Origin of the sequence: Cupriavidus sp. IDO, assembly GCF_000812465.1 — a bacterium.
Classification (GTDB): Bacteria; Pseudomonadota; Gammaproteobacteria; order Burkholderiales; family Burkholderiaceae; genus Cupriavidus.
This window is the reverse complement of record NZ_JWMA01000025.1, coordinates 1-20,027: the sequence shown is the minus strand read 5'-3', so window position 1 is coordinate 20,027 and position 20,027 is coordinate 1. Positions and strand designations below refer to the sequence as shown.

The following is a 20,027-nucleotide window of genomic DNA, read 5'->3' as shown; positions in this document are numbered from 1 at the left end:
ACCCGCAGGTTTGCTCTCCTATCCAGGAAATGCTTCCCTGGTTCGAGCGCAGCTTGAGGGCGTCAACCAAGGGTGAACCCTAGGCTTTCGACGGATGTGCGGGATTGGAGACGCCGCAGCGAGGCGCGCGTCTGTCGCATGCCGTTGGCAGGGCAGCGACGAAAAGAAAGGGCCAGCCGCTGACTATCGGCTGGCCCCTGCAGGCGGAATAGTTGCCAGGCCTGGACCGATGTACGGCAGGCCCGGCCCGGGCGTCAGAGCCCGAGAATCAGCTTGGCAATGATGTTCCGCTGAATCTCGTTCGAGCCTCCGTAGATCGAGGCTTTCCGATAGTTGAAGTAACGCGGCGCCAGCGGGCCGGCATAGCCGGGCCCCACGCGCGGCGGCGCTTCGCGGCCCTGGACTTCCGCCCATGAATCCTGCACGAACGGCAGCGCAGCAGGACCGGCGGCATCGACTGCAAGCTCGCTGATCGCCTGCAGGGTTTCCGTGCCGACCAGCTTGAGCATGCTCGACGCCGCGCCGACCGACGTGCCTGACTCCACGCCCGAGAATAGCTTCAGCTCGACCGCTTCGAGCCCGGCAGCCTTGAGATGCAGCGCGGCCAGCTTCTGCCGGAACACCGGATGGTCCAGCAGGCGCCCGCCGTTGTCGCTGGCCTGGTCGGCGGCGATGGCCGCCACCTTCTCCAGCTGCTTCTGCAGCGTCGGGCCGTAGCTGCCGCCGCGCTCGAACTCGAGCAGGTACTTGGCATAGGTCCAGCCCTTGTTCTCCTCGCCGATGCGGTTTGCCACCGGCACGCGCACATTGTCGAAGAACACCTGGTTGACTTCCTGCTGGCCGGGCATCGGGCCGTCGAGCGTCGGCAGCGGCGCCACCGTGATCCCCGGCGTGCGCATGTCCACCAGCAGGAACGAGATGCCTTCCTGGCGGCGCGATTCGCGGCTGGTGCGCACCAAGCAGAACATCCAGTCGGCCCACTGCGCATGGGTGGTCCAGATCTTCGAGCCGTTGAGCAGGTAGTGTTCGCCCTCGCGGTCGGTGCCGTGGTCGGCGCGCAGTTGCAGCGAGGCCAGGTCGGAGCCGGAGTTGGGCTCGGAATAGCCCTGGCACCACCACACATCCGAGCTGAGGATGGGCGGCAGGAAGCGCGCCTTCTGTTCCGGCGTGCCGTATTTCATGATGACGGGCGCCACCATCTTCAGGCCCATCGGCGAGACCGGCGGGCAGCCGGCCGCGGCGATCTCGGCCTGGAACAGGTAGCGTTGCGCCGGCGTCCAGCCGGGACCGCCGTACTCCTTCGGCCAGTTGGGCGCGATCCAGCCGCGTGCATGGAGCTTCTTCTGCCAGCGCACCATGCCGGCCTTGTCGAGGTAACCGTTCTTGGACTGCGCCATCATGGCGCGCAGGTCGGCATCGAACGCCTCGGCGATCCAGGCGCGCACTTCGTCGCGGAACTGCAGGTCTTGCGCGGAAAATTCGAGATTCATCGGCTGGCCTCGTTGGCAGGTGCTTGGATGATGGGGGCGTGTGGCTGCATCAGGCCGCCACCGGATAGAGCAGGTCGGCGTAGCGGCGCAGTTGGTGCTCCGCCGAGCCCAGCTGCAGGTCGATGGCCGTCACGCGCTTGAAGTAGTGGCCCACGGCCAGTTCTTCGGTCACGCCCATGCCGCCATGGATCTGCACGGCGGCCTGCCCGACGAACTTGCCGGCGTGGCCCGCCTGCGCCTTGGCGGCGGCTGCCGCGAGCGCGCGCTCGCGCGGCGCTGCGCCCGCCTGCATGGCGGCGACCTGGGTCAGCGCCACCGACTGTTCGATCTGCATGTACATGTCGGCCATGCGGTGCTGCAGCACCTGGAAGGTGCCGATCGCCACACCGAACTGCTTGCGCTGGCGCGCGTAGTCGATGGTGTCGGCGAGCATGCGCGCCATGGCGCCATTCGCCTCGGCGCACAGTGCGGTCATGGCTGCATCGCACAGACGATCGATCAGCGGCAGCGCCTGGCCTTCCGCGCCGAGCATCTGGCTGGCGGGCACGCGCACGTTGTCGAGAAGCACTTCGCCGGCGCGTGCGCCGTCGATGGTCGGGTACTCGCGCACGGTCACGCCGGCGGCGTCGCGCGGAATCCAGAACAGGCTGATGCCGCCGGTGTCGCGCGGTTCGCCAGACGTGCGCGCGCTGACGACCAGATGGGTAGAGAAGGGCGCGCCGACCACCACGGTCTTGTGGCCGCTCAGTATGTAATCGCTGCCGCCGCGCGCGGCGCTGGTCCGTACCGCGTGGCGGCAGTACCGGCTCTCGGGCTCGGCGTGCGCCCAGCCGGCGATGACCTCGCCGCCGATAATGGCCGGTACCCATTGCGCCGCAAGATCCTTGTTGCCATGCAGCAAGGCGCCCCCGCCCAGCACCACGGTCGACAGGTAGGGCTCCAGGACCAGGTGCCGCCCGAACTGCTCCATCACGATCATGTGCTCGGGCGCGCCGCCGCCCAGGCCGCCCAGCTGCTCGGGAAAGCCGGCGCCCAGGATGCCCAGCTCGCTGGCAAAGGCACGCCAGCACGCCGGACGCCAGCCCTCTGCCGAGCTCGCGGCAGCGCGGCGCGCTTCGAAATCATAGTGGTCGGCCAGGTAACGCGCGAGGGTGTCGCGCAGCATCGATTGTTCTTCGCTGAACTGGAAATCCACCTTGGCTCCTCGGGAAGGGGTTGGGTTGGCGCAATGAAGGGAGAAGTCCATCTTCGGGGCAAAGCGGCGGCTCGCGCATCGTCGCATCAGACGATCGGCAGGGACACGCGGTTTCTTGTACTGCGGCAAAGCCGGGCGAGGGCGCTTCGTCGGTTCCGACGATAGCCTGAACGTGCACAGCTATCCAGAATGGCCTGTTCGTGCAGTGACCACCCTCGAGGAGATCAACGCCATGCATCCGCATATCCACGCGCAGCGCACGCCGGACAAGCCGGCGGTCATCATGGGCAGCGGCGCCGTCATCACGTATCGCGAGCTGGACGAGCGATCCAACCAGGTGGCACGCATGTTCCGCGACCATGGGCTGCGGGCGGGCGACCGGGTGGCGTTCCTGGTGGAGAACCATGCGCGGCTGTTCGAGCTTTGCTGGGGCGCCCAGCGCAGCGGTATCGTCTATATCTGCCTGAGCACGCGGCTCAACGTGGCGGACGCCGCCTACATCGTCAACGACAGCGGGGCGCAGTTGCTGGTGACCACGCATGCACAGGCCGAGGTCGCGGCGGCACTGGCCGACCAGACGCCAGGGCTCAAGGCCCGCCTGATGATGGATGGCGCGATTCCGGGCCATGGCTGCTATGAGCGGATGCTGGCCGAATATCCCGGCTGGCGCATCGAGGACGAAATCACCGGCGGCGACATGCTGTATTCCTCGGGCACGACCGGCCGGCCGAAGGGGGTGTTCGCGCCGCCGGCGAGCCCGCGCATTGACGATCCCACCACGCTGACATCGCTGTGCCAGAAGCTCTATGGCTTCGGCCCGGACACGCGATATCTTTCGCCGGCGCCGCTGTACCACGCGGCGCCGCTGCGCTACAACATGACCGTGCAGGCGCTGGGCGGCACGTCGGTGGTGATGGAGCACTTCGACGCCGGGCAGTTCCTGCAACTGGTGGAGGCGCACCGCATCACGCACACGCAGGTGGTGCCGACCATGTTCTCGCGCCTGCTCAAGCTGCCCGAAGCGCAGCGCCTCGGCCATGACGTATCGTCGCTGCGGGTCGCCATCCACGCCGCCGCGCCCTGTCCGGTGCCGGTCAAGGCGCAGATGATCGAATGGTGGGGCCCGGTGATCTGGGAGTACTACGCGGGCACCGAAGGCAATGGCGTGACTGTCGTCAGCGCCGGGGAATGGCTGCAGCGCCCCGGTACCGTGGGCCGCGCCATGGTCGGCAAGCTGCGCATCTGCGATGCCGGCGGCGAGCTGCTGCCGCCCGGCCAGCCCGGCACCATCTATTTTGCGGAAGGGCGGTCGTTCGCCTATCACAACGACGAGGCCAGGACCGCCGAATCGCGCCACCCGGTCCATCCGGACTGGACCACGATTGGCGATGTCGGCTACGTGGACGACGAGGGCTACCTGTTCCTGACCGACCGCAAGGCCAACATGATCATCTCGGGTGGCGTGAACATCTACCCGCAGGAGGCCGAGAACCTGCTGATGACGCATCCCAAGGTCATGGACGTCGCTGTGATCGGCGTGCCCAACGAAGACTTCGGCGAAGAGGTCAAGGCGGTGGTGCAGCCGATGAACATGGCGGACGCCGGTCCGGAGCTGGCCGAGGAACTGCTCGCGTTCTGCCGCGCGGGCCTGTCGGGCATCAAGTGCCCGCGTTCGGTGGACTTCGAGCCCGAACTGCCGCGGCTGCCGACCGGCAAGCTGCTCAAGCGGCTCCTGCGCGACCGCTACTGGACCGGGCACGCCAGCAAGCTGGTGTAATGGCGGATGGGTGCCGCACCCGCAGAGCGGCACACCTTCGCGAGCGGCCGCCGGGCCGCTTCCCTGCGTTTACGCCATAATTCCCCGTTCAATCAGAGGCACGGGCGCGCGGCCGCATGCAGACGGGCGCGGCCCGGCGTGATGCGCGCAACACAGAACAGGCCAATGGCAAGTATCGAGGAGACAGGCCGGCGCACGGTGCCGGGCACGGGCGCAGCCGCCCTGGCGGCGAAGCTGCGGCCGCCGCTGCTGACGCCGTTCCAGGTGCAGCGGCAGGCCATTTGCGACGCCGTGTGCGGAGCGGGCTTCGTCCGGCTCGTGCTGGTGCGGGCGCCGGCAGGCTTCGGCAAGACCACCGCCATGCTGCAATGCCGGGCCCGCCTCGACGCCGCCGGCGTCGCCACTGCCTGGCTGACGCTGGATCGCGCTGACAACGATGCCACGCGCTTCCTCGGCTCGCTCGAAGCCGCTATCTCGCAAGTCCTCGGCAATGACGGCCGCAGCGCCGACGGCTCGGGCGCGCAGGATCCGGGCGAGCAGGCGCTGGCCCTGATCGATCAGGTCGCCCGGCATACCGCGCCATTCGCGCTTTTCCTCGACGATTTCGAAGCGATCCAGAATCCCGCCGTGGCCGGGCTGGTCTGGCAACTGGTGGAAAGCCTGCCGCCCGGCTCCCGGGTGGTGCTCGGCACGCGCTGGGTGCCGGAGAGCGGCCTTGGCCGCCTGCGCGCACGCGGAGAACTGCTGGAGATCGAACCGGCGCAACTGCGCTTCAGCGCCGGCGAGACTGAAGCCTTCCTGCGGCAGGCGCGCGGCCTGACGCTGCAGCCCGCCGCCATCAGCGCCTTGCACCGGCGCACCGAGGGATGGGCCACGGCCCTGTGGCTGGCGTCCGTCGCGCTAGAGCGGCGCACGCAGCCGGAAGTCTTTATCGCGGGATTCTCGGGCTCCAACGCCGCGATTGCCGACTATCTCGTCGAAGACGTGTTCCTGCACCTGCCCGGGCCCGTGCGCGATTTCCTGCTGCGTACATCCATTCTCGACCAGCTGTGCGGGCCGCTGTGCGATGCGGTATGCCAGCCCGACACGAAAGCCGGAGAGCCGGGCGAGCGCGGCAGCGCGGAGATCCTGGCCTGGCTGGAACGCGCCAACCTGTTCCTGCTGCCGCTGGAAGGCGAGCGCTACGGGGAGCGCGGCACCGGCGCGGAGCCGGAGCAGTGGTATCGCTATCACAGCCTGTTTTCCAGCTTCCTGCGCGGGCAGTTGCTGCAGGCCATGCCGGAGGCGGTGCCGGGCCTGCACCTGGCGGCTTCGCGCTGGTACGAAGCACAGGGCCGCCCGGTGCCGGCCATTGAACACGCGCTGGCCGCAGGCGGACTTGAGCATGCGCTGCAACTGCTGGCCGGCTCGGTGGACGACCTGCTCGCGCAGGGGCGCATGCGCCTGCTGACGCGCTGGCTGGAGGCGGTGCCCGCCGAGGAGATGGCACGCTGGCCGAAGCTGCAGATCGCGCACGTGTGGGCGGTGTCGTTCACGCGCGGCCCGGCTGATGCGATCGCGCTGCTGCAGGCCATTCCGACCGACAACGCTGCGGGCGACCTGCTCGCGCATATCCGTGCGCTGCGGCACATGCTGCTGAACATGATGGACCGGTTCGACGACGCCCGCGTGTTCGCCTGCACCGAGCTGCCGCCGCTGCCGATGGGCTATGCCTTTCCCGATGCCATCCTGGCCACCTCGATGGCGCGGCTCGCGGCGGTCAGCGGCGACTATCCGGAAGCCCGCCGGCTGCTGGCCGTGGCGCGGCAGGCGGTGCGTGGCTCGGACAGCAATTTCAACAAGATCTTCTCGGAGTCGGTCGAGGGGCTGATCGACCTGCGCCAGGGGCGCCTGCAGCAGGCGCTGGGGCGGTTCCGCATCGCGGCGCGCACCATGCTGCCCAACCGCTTTGGCCCCACCAACGGCAATGCCATGGCCGGCATCCTGCTGGCGGAAGGCCTGTATGAGAGCGGCGACACCGATCGCGCCGGCCGGCTGCTGAACGTCTACCTGCCGCTGTCGCGCGATCTTGGCCTGCCCGACCAGATCATCACCGGCCACGTCGTGCTGGCGCGCATTGCCTTCGAGCGGGGCGAGGTGGACCAGGCCCACGAATGGCTGGCGGCGCTGGAACACCTCGGCCACTATCGCGGCCTGACGCGGCTGGTCATGTCCGCGATGCTGGAGCGTGCCCGGCTGGCCCTGCGCCAGGGCAATCGCCATGCCGCCGAGGAGGCCATCCAGCGCGCCAGCGATCCGGCACTGTGGAAGACGCGCCCCGGCGTGAGCTCGTTTGCCAGCGAAGTGGAGGACATCACCGTCGGACGGCTGCGCCTGGCCCTGCATGCCGAGCCAACGGCGCAGGTGCGGGAGTCAGTCGAACGCGAACTGGCGGCCGCGACAGCCAACCAGCTGATGCGGCGCGCACTCAAGTTGCGCATCCTGCTGGCGCAGGCATGCCAGCGCACCGGGGACGGCGCACAGGCGTTGGTGGTCATGGGCGAAGCCCTGCGCTTTGGCGCGGCCGAAGGCTTTATCCGCATTTTTGCCGACGAGGGCGACGAAGTTCGCCGGCTGGTGGCCGATGCATGCGCGCGCCAGGGAGGCAGCCTGCCCGGCCCCTATGTCGAACGGCTGCTGGAAGCGTGCGGCGTCAGCGCGGGCGGCTCAACTGCCGCTCCGGCAGGCAAGCCCGCGCCGGCAGCGCTGGTCGAGCCGCTGACGCCCAAGGAGCTGAAGGTCCTGCAACTGCTTGCCGAAGGCTATTCCAACGTGGCCATGGCCGAGCGGCTGTTCGTCTCCGAGACCACGGTGCGCACGCATTTGCGCAATATCAGCGCCAAGCTGCACGCGAGCAACCGCACGCAGGCGGTCGCGATCGCGCGTCAGATCGGCCTGCTTTAGGCGTACCGGAAGCCTGGCGGGTCAGATGCCGATGAACTCGGCAAACTCTTCCAGCTGCGCCCGGATCGCGCGCAGCTGGTTGGCCGGCGCTTCGGGGTCTTCATAGCCGATCGCCATGCCGGTAAACAGCATCCGCTCCGGTGGCAGCGACAGGAAGTTGCCGATGGTTTCGGGGTAGATCGCCCAGCATTCCTGTGCGCAACTGTGCAGCCCTTCCTCGCGCAGAAGCAGCATCACCGTCTGCAGGTACATGCCGAGGTCCGACCATTGCGGCGGCCCCATGCGCCGGTCCACGGTGCAGAACAGCGCCAGCGGCGCCCCGAAGAACGTGAAATTGTTGGCGAACTGGGCGAGCCGGGCGGGTTTGTTATCGCGTGGGATATCCAGGCACTGATAAAGCGCCTCGCCAACCTGGAAGCGCCGGTCGCGATAGGGCGATACCAGCTCGCGCGGGTAGATGTCGTACTCGCGCGCCTCGCCGCCAGGCGCCTGCGCGACGCGCTCGCGCATGATGCCCTTGAGCTGCTGCAGCGGCTCGCCGCCGATCACATGGATATGCCACGGCTGCAGGTTGCCGCCCGAGGGCGCGCGCGCCGCCGCGTCGAGCACGCGGCGGATGGTGTCGGGGGCGACCGGTGCGGGCAGGAAGCCGCGCACCGATTTGCGGCTGTCCACCGCCTCACTGACTTTCATTCTGGGCTCCGCTGGATCGTTGGGGCTGTCGGCTCGCTTTCGGTCAGACGAAGGGCGGCTCGCTGCCCCAGTCGAAGAAATCGGGCATGTCCTGCGACACGCGTTCGGGGAACGCTGCCGGCCGCTTTTCGAGGAACGCGCCGACGCCTTCCTTGACGTCCGCGGAGCGCCCGCGCGACTGGATCGCGCGGCTGTCCAGCTTGTGGGCTTCCATCGGATGGCTGGCGCCGGCCATGCGCCAGATCAGCTGGCGCGAGATCGCCACCGATACCGGCGCGGCGTTGTCGGCAATCTCGCGTGCAATGGCGCGCGCTGCCGGCAGCAGGTCCTCCGGCGCGTGCACGGATCGCACCAGGCCGCGCTCCAGCGCTTCGTGTGCGGAGAACACGCGGCCGGTGTAGCACCACTCGAGCGCGGTCGAGATGCCGACCACGCGCGACAGGAACCAGGACGATGCCGCTTCCGGCGTGATGCCGCGGCGGGCGAACACGAAGCCGAATTTGGCATCGGTGGAGGCGAGCCGGATGTCCATCGGCAGCTGCATGGTGACGCCAACGCCGACTGCAGCGCCATTGACCGCCGCAATGACCGGCTTGAGGCTGCGGAAGATGCGCAGCGACACACGGCCGCCGCCATCGCGATGGGCCGTGTCGGGCGCGGCGCCGTAGCGCTTCTCGTAGTCGAAGGTGGAACCGCCGCCGGACAGGTCGGCACCCGCGCAGAATGCGCGGCCCGAGCCGGTGACGATGACTGCGCGCACGTTGTCGTCGGCGTCGGTGGCATCGAAGGCCGCGATCAGGTCTTGCATCATCTGCGCGTTGAAGGCATTGAGCTGGTCGGGGCGATGCAGCGTGATGGTGGCGACGCCGGCTTCTACGGCGTACTGCAGCGTTTCGAAAGAGGGGGTGGCTTGGGTCATGGCTGCTCCGGCTGGTCCGTCTGTGCGGGGGGATTCAGGGCACTAGCTCAGGACACTAGTGCAGAATGCGCCGCCCGCAATCGTCGAAACCGACGAGGCTTGTGGCTGCCTCGCCCTTTACACTCGCCTGCGTGGCCGCACCGGCGCTCATTTCAAAACGCGGAAGCCAGCCTTCCGTCTTTCGAAATGAGTGCTTTCAGCAAAGGACAATCATGAAGACACGCATCACCGAGTTGCTTGGCATTCGCTACCCGATCATCCAGGGCGGCATGCAATGGGTAGGCTACGCTGAAATGGCGGCCGCGGTTTCGAACGCGGGCGGCCTGGGCATCCTGACCGCGCTGACCCAGCCTACCCCGGAGGATCTGGCCGCGGAGATCCGCCGCTGCCAGGAGATGACCGACAAGCCGTTTGGCGTGAACCTGACGCTGCTGCCGTCGATCAATCCGCCGCCGTATGCGCGCTACCTCGACGTCATCATCGAGAGCGGCGTCAAGGTGCTCGAAACCGCGGGCAACAACCCCAGGGAACACATCGCGCGCGCCAAGGCCGCGGGCATGAAGGTGATCCACAAGTGCGTGGCAATCCGTCATGCGCTGTCGGCGGAGCGCCTGGGCGTGGATGCGGTATCGATCGACGGCTTCGAGTGCGCCGGCCACCCGGGCGAGGACGACGTGCCGGGCATGGTCCTGATTCCGCTGGCAGCGCGCCGGCTGTCGATTCCGGTGATCGCTTCGGGCGGCATTGCCGATGGCCGCGGCATGGCTGCGGCGCTGGTGCTGGGCGCCGAGGGCGTCAACATGGGCACCCGCTTCTGCGCCACGCGCGAAGCGCCAATCCATGACAACGTCAAGCAGGCGCTGGTGGAAGCGAGCGAGCGCGACACCAACCTGATCTTCCGCACGCTGCACAACACGGCGCGCGTGCTGAAGAACGCCGTGTCGGACGAGGTGGTCACGATCGAGCGCCAGCCGGGCGGCGCGAAGTTCGAGGACGTCAAGCACCTGGTGGCCGGCGTGCGCGGCAAGGCGGCGCTGAAGGCAGGTGAAACCAACGGCGGCATCATCAGCGCGGGTCAGTGCGTTGGCCTGATCGACGACGTGCCGAGCTGCGAGGAGCTGATCGTGCGCATGGTCTCGGAGTGCCGCGAGCAGCTTGGCGTGGCTTCCCGCTACTTCGCGTAAGCCCCATGGCCGAAGCCGAGATCCCGACTGTGACTGCCCCGGATGCCGGCGTGCCCGAGGGTTTTGTCGCCTTGCGCAAGCTCGGCGGCTACATGGCGAACTTCGGGCAGCTCTACCTGCACGCGGAGCGCCGCACGCTTGCGGTTCGCATCGACGAAAGCCACCTGAACAACCTCGGCATTCCCCACGGCGGCATGCTTGCCACGCTTGCCGATACCGCGATCGGCATGATGATGTCTCTGGAAACGGGCCGCTCGAAGAGCGCGGTCACGGTCAACCTGAGCCTGGACTACCTGGATTCGGCGCGGCCGGGCGACTGGGTGGAGGCACGGGTGGAGTTCGACAAGCTCGGCTCGCGGCTGCGCTATGGCACGTGCAAGCTGGTCAGCGGCGAGCGCTGCCTGCTGCGCGCCACGGCGATCTTTGCCGTGCTGGCGCCGCGCACGTAGCGAAGACTGCATCGATACGCCGGGGCAGCGCCGGTTTCGTCGCTTCCGACGACGCGCCCTGGAGGTGGCATCGCCAGAATACGCAGCATTGCCGCCGGCCCGACAACCGGCGCACCGACAACGCAGCATGCCGGCCTGATGCGCTGGCACCGATCAAGGAGATCACATGGCAGAGGCATACATCGTAGCCGCGGCGCGCACCGCCGGCGGACGCAAGGGTGGCAAGCTGGCGGGCTGGTATCCGGCCGACCTGGCCGCGCAGGTGCTGGACGCGCTGATCGAACGCACCGGTGCCGATCCCGCGCTAGTCGAAGACGTCATCATGGGCTGCGTGAGCCAGGTGGGCGAGCAGGCGGGCAACGTGGCGCGCAATGCCATCCTGGCGTCGCGCCTGCCGGAAAGCGTGCCGGGCACGTCGGTTGACCGCCAGTGCGGCTCGTCGCAGCAGGCGCTGCACTTCGCGGCGCAGGCGGTGATGTCGGGCGCGATGGACATTGTCATCGCTGCCGGCGTGGAAAGCATGACGCGCGTGCCGATGGGCCTGTCGTCGCAACTGCCGGCCAAGAACGGCTTTGGCGTGCCGATGAGCCCCGCCATGGAACTGCGCTATCCGGGCGTGAAGTTCAGCCAGTTCACCGGCGCGGAAATGATTGCGCGCAACTATGACCTGTCGCGCGAGCAGCTGGACCAGTACGCGCTGCTGAGCCACCAGCGCGCCATCGCCGCAACACAGGCTGGCCGCTTCAACAGAGAAATCGTGCCGGTCGAGGTGCGCCTGGCCGACGGCACCCGCAACGGCGAGATGCACACCACCGACGAAGGCATTCGTTACGACGCGACGCTGGAATCGATCGGCAGCGTCAAGCTGATCGCCGAAGGCGGGCGCGTGACCGCTGCCACCGCCAGCCAGATCTGCGACGGCGCGGCCGGCCTGATGGTTGTCAACGAGACCGGCCTGAAGAAGCTGGGCGTGAAGCCGCTGGCGCGTGTCCACCACATGACCGTGATCGGCCACGACCCGGTGATCATGCTCGAAGCGCCGCTGCCGGCGACGCTGCACGCGCTGAAGAAGGCCGGCATGCGCATCAACGACATCGACCTGTTCGAAGTCAACGAGGCGTTCGCACCGGTGCCGCTGGCCTGGCTGAAGGCCACCGGCGCGGACCCGGAACGCCTGAACGTGCACGGCGGCGCGATTGCACTGGGCCATCCGCTGGGTGGCTCGGGCGCCAAGCTGATGACCACGCTCGTGCACGCGCTGCACACGCATGGCAAGCGCTACGGCCTGCAGACCATGTGCGAGGGCGGCGGGCTGGCCAACGTCACCATCGTCGAGCGGCTGTAGGGCAGGACGGACTGGTAAGGCCGCAAGGCGAACCGGTCAGCAAGGTGTGAAGGGAGAAGGACCGGCGGCGCGGGCATGTCAAAGTGCCCGCGCCAATCGCCGGAAGCTCCGTCGCCGGCGTGCTTTCTCTGCGCGTTCTCAGGCGAATTTCATTCAGGCGAACGTGAGTGCGCTGCGGCGCTCCGGGCGCTCCAGATGCGGCACGTTGTTGAAGCTCAACAGCCGCCGCGTGCTCCGTCCGACGATAATTTCACAGAAGCCGGTATTGCGGAACTGGAGGTTCAGTTCGATGGCAGTCTGCGCGGGTGCTCCCAGCAGGTCGGCCGTGGCCCGGCCGATTGCCCCGCCGGAGCTGACCACCAGGATGGCGTCCTCGCGCGCGGCGCCTTCAGCGGCATGCGCCAGGGCCGTGCCGATGCGTGCGCCGAAGTCTGCCCACGATTCCGGCATGCCGGTGAGGCCTTCCTGCGTCCAGGCGTGGTAGGCCGCGCGGAATGTGCGCCAGTAATCCTGGTAGTCGCCGTTCTGGTGGGCACGATGATCCGCGCCGCCGGTGTGGCACCGGTACAGGGCCTCGCCGTCATATTCGTTGAGGCCGGGGTGCGACTCGATCGGAGCTTGCGGGCAGCCCATGCCTGCCAGGATCTCGCTGGCAGTATCCTGCTGGCGCTCCAGCGTGCCTGCCACGACGCGGCGGAAGGCAACGCCGCGATCCCTGAAGTATTCGCCCAGCCAGCGCGCCTGCTGGCGGCCGGTGTCGGACAGGCAGTCGTAGTTGGCGGCGCCGAACGAGGCTTGCCCGTGCCGGACGAGGAATAGCGTAGCCATGGATGATCTCGATGCGCGGGCATCGCGTAGGAAGGTCGGCAGACCGGATGCGCGCCCGGACGGGCCGGGCGCGCGGCGTGATCGCATTCTAGGGGAGTGCGCGGGCCTGACCAAGCAAGCCGCGCCGAATTCATAGCGGCCATGGCCGGGCCGCATGACCGGGCCGGTGCGCGGTGCCCGTGGATGCGATGTTGGTGCCGCGGCTGTGCGCTTATGCGCCGCTGGAAGCCTCGAGCCCGAGATAGCCGGCAACCATTTCGCTCATTTCTCCGGGCAGCCTTTCGTCGTCGAGGTGCAGAGGGCCCGTGTCGTTGAGCACCGCATTGACCAGCATGCTGAACACGACCTGCATGGCAAAGCGCACGCGCAGTTCGGCCTGGTCGGCCGGCAGCGCGAGGCGCGGCACCAGCAGCAACACCATGCGCTCGACGATCTCCTCGCCGCTCTGGCGGTGCGGCAGCCATTCCTCCGGGCGTGCCGACGCATGCTTGAGCGAGGCCCGGATCACACCACGATTGGCGAGCACGCCCCGCACCATGAAGCGCATGGTCTTTTCCAGCATGACCCGGGTCGGAATGTCTTCCCAGCGCTGCCGGGACAGGTAGCGCTCGGTGGATTCGGCGGTCTCCTCCATGACCAGGGCGCGCAGGGCCTCGAAGTAGGCCATCTTGTCGCGGAAACGGCCATAGAAGGCGCCCACGGACACCTGGCAGGCCGCCGCAATCTGCGCGACGGATACGGCGGAAAAGTCGCGCTGTGCGAGCAAATCGCGTCCGGCGCTGAGTAATGCCTGCTCGGTTTCGCGGGCGCGGCGTTGCCGGGGAGGTTGAAAGATCGAAGGGGTGTCGATGTGAGGGAACGCCGGGGTGGCGCCGGAGGCGCTCGTGTGACTGTCTCGCATATTTATTTTCGTATTCGAATTCGGATTCGCTTTTTAAAAATACGGCCCTCACTGCGGTACGTCAAGGGGCGATTTATATTTCCAACAGGCCGGCAAGCTGCGCGCCTAGCTGATCGAAACCCCGAACAGCGCGCCCATCCCGTAGGTGAACGCCGCGGCAATGCCACCGATAAACATCTGGCGGGCCGCGGAAAACCATCCGCCGCGGCCATTGAAGGACGCTGTTCCCAAGCCGACCAGGCCCAGGGCGGCCAGGCAGGCAATCATGCTGGCAAACTGGGCCAGCGGCCCTACGCCCAGCAGGAAGGGCAGCAAGGGCACAAGCGCGCCGCTGCTGAACAGCACGAAAGAGATCACGGCGGCTTGCAGCGGGTTGCCGCCGCGCTCCTGTGGATTGATGCCGAGAACATCGCGCGCGAAGGTATCGAGGGCGGACTTCGGGTGGCGCATGATCTCGCTGGCGGCGCGCTCGGCGCTGGGCGCGTCTACGCCTTTGGCGAGGATCACGCCGACCAGGCGTTTTCGCGCTGTCTCGGGCGAGTTGGCGATTTCGTGCGCCATGTCGCGCAGGCGCTTGTTGTTCATCTCGCGGCTGTTGGTCACCGAGAGCCATTCGCCCAGCGCCATCGAACTGGCGCCCGCGATCAGGCCGGCAAGCCCGGCGAGCACAACCGCTGCCTGCGTTGCCGCGGCGCCCTCCAGCCCCATCACCAGGCAGAAGCTCGACACCAGGCCGTCGTTGACACCCAGCACGCCCGCGCGCAGCGCGTTGCCGGTGGGACGATGAATCAGCCGGCGCACGCGCGCGGCGAATGTCTTTGGAGGCGGTCCGTCGGTATGGGGCATCAGCGGAAGCGGGGGCTGAGGTCTTCCTTCATCCATTCGATGAAGGCTCGGGTGCGCGCTGGCAGCAGGCGCGCGTGGGGGTAGATCAGCGAAAGCGGCCACGCGGGTTGCTCGAACTTCTCCAGGACGATGCGCAGCTGGCGGCTGGCAACCAGCGGCGCCACCTGGTACGACAGGAAATTGCCGAAGCCCGCGCCTTCGGCGCACGCGGCTACCGCAGGGGCGGTCTGGTTGAATTCCAGGTTGCCCGTGACCGGCACATGGAAGGTGCGGCCGTCTTGCTGGAACGTCCACCAGTGCGCGGCGCTGCCGGTGAACTGCACGCAGCTGGCGCGCGCCAGTTCGTCCGGATGGCGCGGCATCCCGTACTTGCGCAGGAACGCGGGGCTGGCCACCACCACGCGGCGAATGCGGCCGACCGATTGCGCCACCAGCGTCGAATCGGCCAGCGGGCCGATGCGGATGCCGACGTCGAGGTCTTCTTCCAGCAGGTTGACCACGCGATCGGTAAATTCCATGCGGCAACGGACCTTCGGATAGCGCTGCGCAAAGCGGGTGACCGCGGGAGCCACGTACATCTGGCCGAACAGCACGGGTGCGGTGAGCGTCAGCTGGCCGCTGGGCTCGACATGGCTGGCCGTCAGCCCGGCTTCCGCTTCGTCGATGGTGGCAAGTATCCGCCGGCAGCTGTCCAGGTAGCTGCGGCCTTCGTCGGTCAGCGAGAGCCGGCGCGTGGTGCGGTTGAGCAGCCGGACCTGCAACTGGGCTTCCAGCGCGGCCAGCATACGCACCACGGCTGGCAGCGACGTGCCCATCGACGCGGCCGCCGCGGTCAGGCTGCCGTCATCGACGATGCGTACGAAGGTCTGCATGGCGCGGAGTTTGTCCATGGGGCGATCATTACTCCGATTTCTGGAGTAGTCAAATACGGAATTGCCTCTTTATTGCAAGGTTGCCGGCAACCAGAATGCGGGTATCCCAACCGGCCCAGGAGCCTGCCATGCCAGTCCCGAATCGCCCGTCGACCCCGCTCGTGCTGTACCGCTCGCCGCTGTCCGGCCATGCGCACCGCGCCGAATTGTTCCTGTCGCTGCTCGGCCTGCCATACCGGCTGGTCGATGTCGACCTGCGCGGCGGCGAACACAAGCGCGAGCCTTTCCTGAAGCTCAATCCATTCGGCCAGGTGCCGGTGCTCGATGACGCCGGCACCGTGATCGCGGATTCCAATGCCATCCTGGTCTACCTCGCCATGTGCTACGACGACGGCCGCTGGCTGCCGCGCGATCCGGTGGCAGCAGCCGGCGTGCAGCGCTGGCTGTCGGTGGCGGCAGGGGAGATCGCATTCGGCCCTGCCACAGCGCGGCTGGCGACGCTCTTCGGCGCGCCGGTGCACGCCGACGACGCGATTGCGCGAGCCAGCCGCCTGTTCGCGCTCATTGACCTGCTGCTGCAGGCGCAGCCATTCCTGACCGGCGGCCACCCCACGCTGGCCGATGTGGCGGCCTACAGCTACATCGCGCGTGCCGAGGAGGGCAATGTACCGCTTGCGCCGTATCCCGCGCTGAATGCATGGCTGCGCCGGATCGAGGCGCTGCCCGGTTTTGTGCCGATGCCGGTATCGCGGGTCGGCCTTGCCGCCTGACAGCTGAGGCACGTCAATCCACAAGGAGCGCATCATGGATCTCCCCATCTGGCCGCATCCCGGGCTTCCCTTTCACGCTGGCGAACTGGCGGCGCAGGAACGCGCCGGCAAGCGCGAGCGCATGGCAGCGGTCGGCGGACGGGTGATCCGCGGGGAGATGCCTGACCAGCACCGCGAGTTCTTTGCCCAGCTGCCGTTCCTGTTGCTGGGGGCGGTAGATGCTGCCGGCACGCCCTGGGCCACGGTGCTGGCCGGTTCGCCAGGCTTCGCCCGATCCCCCGATCCCACGCACCTGCGCATCGATGCGCGACCGCAGCCCGGAGATCCGCTGGCCGATGCGCTTGGCGCTGGCGCAAGCGTGGGCCTGCTCGGGATCGAACTGCATACCCGCCGCCGCAACCGCATGAACGGCATCGTGAGCGCGTCCGACGAGGCCGGACTGTCGGTGGCCGTCGAGCAGAGCTTTGGCAATTGCCCGCGCTACATCCAGCTACGGGACTTCAGCCTGGTCGCGCCGCCAGCGACGCCGCTGCCTGCCTGGCGAGGCGAGGCGCTTGATCAAGCTGCGATCGCGCTACTCCGTGGCACAGATACCTTGTTTATTGCCTCCTATCACGATGCGGATGCCCACACCGGCGGCGCCGACGTTTCGCATCGCGGCGGCAGGCCCGGCTTCATTCGCGTCGACGGCGAGCGGACGTTGACATTCCCGGACTTCAACGGCAACAACCTCTTCAATACCGTCGGCAACCTGGTGGCCAATCCGCGCGCCGGTATCGTCGTGCCGGACTTCGGTGATGGATCGCTGCTGCATGTCGGCGGCCGGGCCGAGGTGATCTGGGATGGCCCGGAAGTCGAGTCCTTTGCCGGCGCCGAGCGGCTGGTGCGGCTTCATGTCGAGCAGGTCGTGCGCCGGCCGGGCGTGCTGCCGCTGCGCTGGACGTTCCGGGAATACTCGCCGGTGCTGGAGGCTACCGGCAGCTGGAAGCAAGCGAGCTGATCGGTTTGCGGGTTGGCCGGCTTGTGTCTTCTCGTCTTTGTCGGTTGCCGTGCGCCGGAGCGTCGCCGTTGCGGGGGGGACGGGCAGGCTGACAAGGAGAGACAAGAATATGCACGAGTCGAACAACGAGCCCCGGTCCCGGCGGCATTCCCTGAACAATCGCTGCTGGGGCTCGCCCGCCTCGGGCCAGGATCGACTGAGCGGTTGATCTGCGAGGGCCAGGGCTGGCGGTGCGGCCGTCAGCCAGCCTTGGGCCTGAGCTTGTTGATCAGCGCGGCGCATTTGCCGATTCGTGTTGTGATACAGCAGGCGTCGCCCTGCCATTCTCCGCCGATCACCTTGCCGTCGGGGCCGGCGATCAGCTTGCGCTGGCAGTGGCCAAAGGCGGGTGGCGGCTCGGCGCCGGGACGTACGTCACGTGGCCCGGTGCCGGGCGGGCGGGCCATCGGGATTTCGTCTTGCCATACGTAGGCCGTGCCGCCGGCTACGGCCTGCACCTTCAGCGGCGGACCCCATTGCTCCTTGGCCTGCTCGATCGGCGCTGCCTTCCATGAATCGAACAACGTCTCCATGGCGTTCGCTTCCATGCCAGAGCAGGCGCCCGTCAGTGCCATGGCAACGGAAGCGGTCAGACTGGCTCGGGAAACTCGGAAGACAAGGCGGGATGAAAAGGCCGACATGGCGACTCCGCAACTGCGATGGGCGCATGGGCCCGTCTGTGCAGACTAGCGGAGCGCTGCTGCAGCGAGCAAGGCTGCTATGCGCGGTGAGACACAGAATGCATGAGCGGTCTGGCCCAGGAGCGCCTACTCCCCGAACAGGCTCAGGCTTTGCGGCCCCGACGGAGTTTGTACGCGGCGGTGAGGCTTGGCTGGTGCGAGTGTCGGGGCAGAAGTCGGGCCGGACTCCAGTGCTTGCTGGGCCGACAGCTCGAATATGCGCACCGCCTGCAGCGGCACCGCGCCCGGTGCCCAGTGCGACAGGCGCGGCGCCAGGATCTGGTAGGTATCCAGGTCAAAGCGTGCCGGGGCCCGGAGCACGTCGGCGGCTTCCTCCAGCTGCGGCACCGAGCCGAGGTAGCACCAGTCTTCGACCACGTGCCACCACTCGCGTGAACCGTCCTGTTCGCGCCAGGCCACCGCGCCATCGAATGGCCACGGTACCAGCGCCAGCTCAGTCATCGCCTCGGCGATGCGGCCGCGATGGCTGCCCTGGGCTTCCTCGCCGACGCATGCGCCTGCGCAGCGATGCAGTTGCCGGGCGAAGCAGGGGTGACCGCGCGAGGTGGTCTTCTCCAATGACAGCGTTGCCAGGCAGAGCTGATGCGCATCGGCAAGCTGGCGCAGCCGGGCCTCGGCGGCGGCGCGGCTGCCGAATACGCCATACAGGCCGTGGTGGCGGCTGAAGTCGGTGTCGCGGTCCGAGCGCAGCCGTGGCACCGGCAAGCCATCGGGCAACTCCCACGAGAATAGGCGGGCGTTCTGGCGCAGCATCTGGTTGTGAACGGGCTGCATCGTCTTGATTAGCCGGGCTTCCAGCAACAAGGCGCCGATCTCACCGCCGGTCTCCCGCCACTCCACACGCCTGACCAGGCGAGCCAGCCGCATGTCCTTGCCTAGCCGGTAGTCGCCCGAAAAGTGGGAGCCGATCCGCTGGCGCAGATGCACGCTCTTGCCAATGTAGAGCGGCACGTCCTGGTCACCGTAGAACAGGTAGACGCCGGCGGTATTGGGGACGTCATCCAGCGCGGTCTCTTCCAGTCCGGCAGGGAGGCTGGCGCGCTTGACCAGAGACTGGACCGCGGCTTCCACCAGGTCGACGGAATAGCGTGCGTGGACCTGCTGCCAGAACTGCCAGAGCAGCTCGGCGTCGGCCAGGGCGCGATGGCGTGCCTTGGGTTGGAGGCTGAAGCGGGAAATCAGCGCGTCCAGCCCGTGCCGCTCCACCGATGGGAATAGCGCCCGGGACAGCCGTACCGTGCAGAGCACATCCGCGCGAAAGGTCAGGCCGGCACGGCGGAATTCGTTTTTCAGGAAGCCATAGTCGAATCGTGCGTTGTGGGCGATGAAGAGTTTGCCTTGCAGGCGTTCTTCAAGCGCTTCGGCAATCGATGCGAATTTCGGCTGGCCGCGCACCATGTCATCGGAAATACCTGTCAGGCGCTGAATGAAGGGTGGAATGCCGATGCCGGGGTCCAGCAGCGTGTCCCACTCCACGATGCCGTCGGGCCCAACCTCCACGACGCCGATCTCCGTGATGCGGTCGCGCTGCGCATCGGCGCCGGTGGTTTCGAGGTCGACAAAGACGATGGGGCGTGACAGCGCAGCGGCCAGCGCCTGGGCGTCCAGATGGCGCGTACCGCTGACGGGCAGTCGCGAGGGGAGGTAGGTGGGTATGTCCGACATCCGCCGATTTTAAGGCGCTGTCCGAGGCGTCAAAATTTCTTTTCAGAAACCTCTTGCCAGCCCGGCGTTCGTCCCTTAATATTCGCCCCCTCGCAACACAACGCGGCGCTGCAAGGCAGCACTGGCAAGGGTTGCGGGGTCGGCCGGTGAGGTTGGCGACGTGCAAAGCGCGACGCTGACGCAGCAAAAAAAGATTGCTGAACCAGTTGACGAAACGAAGAAAGCTCTGCATAATCTCGTTTCTCTGCTGCAGACAACAACGCAGCGACGCAGACGGCAAAGCCGGTGCGGGTCCGAACGGTAACGAACGGGCGAGTTCTTTAACAACCAAACAACCGATAAGTGTGGGCGCTTGGTAGCGGATGCCCGAGGTCTTCGGACTTCGGAAGCTTCAAAAGTTATCAGTGCTC

17 protein-coding genes are annotated in these 20,027 nt (G+C 67.4%); 7 read left to right on the top strand and 10 right to left on the bottom strand.

Going from position 1 to position 20,027, the window contains the following annotated elements; all coding sequences use genetic code 11:
- Positions 1-254 precede the first annotated feature (254 nt).
- Both RM96_RS08165 and RM96_RS08160 read right to left on the bottom strand, forming a co-directional pair.
- On the bottom strand, positions 255-1,490 hold the full coding sequence (locus RM96_RS08165) for an acyl-CoA dehydrogenase family protein (RefSeq protein ID WP_039009570.1): 1,236 nt from the start codon (positions 1,488-1,490) through the stop codon (positions 255-257).
- A gap of 49 nt (positions 1,491-1,539) precedes the next feature.
- Positions 1,540-2,685, bottom strand: coding sequence for an acyl-CoA dehydrogenase family protein (locus RM96_RS08160; RefSeq protein ID WP_039009569.1), 1,146 nt, complete (start codon positions 2,683-2,685; stop codon positions 1,540-1,542).
- A gap of 232 nt (positions 2,686-2,917) precedes the next feature.
- On the opposite strand from RM96_RS08160, the gene RM96_RS08155 reads away from it, so the two are divergent.
- The gene (locus tag RM96_RS08155) at positions 2,918-4,462 is read left to right on the top strand and encodes an AMP-binding protein (protein ID WP_039009566.1); all 1,545 of its coding nucleotides are present in this window, start codon (positions 2,918-2,920) and stop codon (positions 4,460-4,462) included.
- Positions 4,463-4,627: 165 nt separating this feature from the next.
- Positions 4,628-7,405 (top strand): LuxR C-terminal-related transcriptional regulator, encoded by a 2,778-nt coding sequence (locus RM96_RS08150; RefSeq protein WP_039009564.1) that lies wholly within the window; start codon positions 4,628-4,630, stop codon positions 7,403-7,405.
- Between the two features lie 21 nt (positions 7,406-7,426).
- Here RM96_RS08150 and RM96_RS08145 read toward each other — a convergent pair whose 3' ends face one another.
- On the bottom strand, positions 7,427-8,098 hold the full coding sequence (locus tag RM96_RS08145) for a nitroreductase (protein WP_039009562.1): 672 nt from the start codon (positions 8,096-8,098) through the stop codon (positions 7,427-7,429).
- Positions 8,099-8,141: 43 nt separating this feature from the next.
- Positions 8,142-9,017 (bottom strand): crotonase/enoyl-CoA hydratase family protein, encoded by an 876-nt coding sequence (locus tag RM96_RS08140; RefSeq protein ID WP_039009560.1) that lies wholly within the window; start codon positions 9,015-9,017, stop codon positions 8,142-8,144.
- Between the two features lie 65 nt (positions 9,018-9,082).
- On the opposite strand from RM96_RS08140, the gene RM96_RS08135 reads away from it, so the two are divergent.
- The 3 genes from RM96_RS08135 (at position 9,083) to RM96_RS08125 (ending at position 11,995) form a co-directional block, all read left to right on the top strand.
- Positions 9,083-10,201 carry an NAD(P)H-dependent flavin oxidoreductase gene (locus RM96_RS08135; RefSeq protein WP_274520158.1) on the top strand — a complete coding sequence of 373 codons (1,119 nt, stop codon included), beginning with the start codon at positions 9,083-9,085 and terminating at the stop codon, positions 10,199-10,201.
- Between the two features lie 5 nt (positions 10,202-10,206).
- Positions 10,207-10,650, top strand: a complete 444-nt coding sequence (locus tag RM96_RS08130; protein ID WP_039009556.1) for a PaaI family thioesterase — start codon at positions 10,207-10,209, stop codon at positions 10,648-10,650.
- Between the two features lie 166 nt (positions 10,651-10,816).
- Complete coding sequence (locus RM96_RS08125) at positions 10,817-11,995, top strand: acetyl-CoA C-acetyltransferase (protein ID WP_039009554.1); 1,179 nt, start codon at positions 10,817-10,819, stop codon at positions 11,993-11,995.
- A 153-nt stretch (positions 11,996-12,148) separates the two neighbouring features.
- On the opposite strand, the gene RM96_RS08120 is transcribed toward RM96_RS08125, so the two are convergent.
- The 4 genes from RM96_RS08120 to RM96_RS08105 form a co-directional block, all read right to left on the bottom strand.
- Positions 12,149-12,823 (bottom strand): histidine phosphatase family protein, encoded by a 675-nt coding sequence (locus RM96_RS08120; protein ID WP_039009550.1) that lies wholly within the window; start codon positions 12,821-12,823, stop codon positions 12,149-12,151.
- Positions 12,824-13,034: 211 nt separating this feature from the next.
- Positions 13,035-13,724 (bottom strand): TetR/AcrR family transcriptional regulator, encoded by a 690-nt coding sequence (locus RM96_RS08115; protein ID WP_039009548.1) that lies wholly within the window; start codon positions 13,722-13,724, stop codon positions 13,035-13,037.
- A 105-nt stretch (positions 13,725-13,829) separates the two neighbouring features.
- The gene (locus RM96_RS08110; protein WP_039009546.1) at positions 13,830-14,570 is read right to left on the bottom strand and encodes a VIT1/CCC1 transporter family protein; all 741 of its coding nucleotides are present in this window, start codon (positions 14,568-14,570) and stop codon (positions 13,830-13,832) included.
- Entirely contained in the window at positions 14,570-15,460 is an 891-nt protein-coding gene (locus RM96_RS08105) for a LysR family transcriptional regulator (protein ID WP_039009544.1), read from the bottom strand. Before RM96_RS08105 ends, RM96_RS08110 begins: the two co-directional genes overlap by 1 nt.
- A 110-nt stretch (positions 15,461-15,570) precedes the next feature.
- On the opposite strand from RM96_RS08105, the gene RM96_RS08100 reads away from it, so the two are divergent.
- A complete protein-coding gene (locus tag RM96_RS08100; RefSeq protein ID WP_039009542.1) occupies positions 15,571-16,212 on the top strand; it encodes a glutathione S-transferase family protein in 642 nt (213 codons plus the stop codon).
- A 34-nt stretch (positions 16,213-16,246) separates the two neighbouring features.
- On the top strand, positions 16,247-17,212 hold the full coding sequence (locus tag RM96_RS08095; protein ID WP_039009540.1) for a pyridoxamine 5'-phosphate oxidase family protein: 966 nt from the start codon (positions 16,247-16,249) through the stop codon (positions 17,210-17,212).
- Between the two features lie 239 nt (positions 17,213-17,451).
- Here the strand turns inward: RM96_RS08095 and RM96_RS08090 are convergent, their stop codons facing one another.
- Together RM96_RS08090 and RM96_RS08085 are read right to left on the bottom strand one after the other, a co-directional pair.
- Complete coding sequence (locus RM96_RS08090; protein ID WP_338011403.1) at positions 17,452-17,784, bottom strand: hypothetical protein; 333 nt, start codon at positions 17,782-17,784, stop codon at positions 17,452-17,454.
- 234 nt (positions 17,785-18,018) lie between these two features.
- Positions 18,019-19,617 (bottom strand): 3'-5' exonuclease family protein, encoded by a 1,599-nt coding sequence (locus tag RM96_RS08085; protein WP_039009536.1) that lies wholly within the window; start codon positions 19,615-19,617, stop codon positions 18,019-18,021.
- Positions 19,618-20,027: the final 410 nt, after the last annotated feature.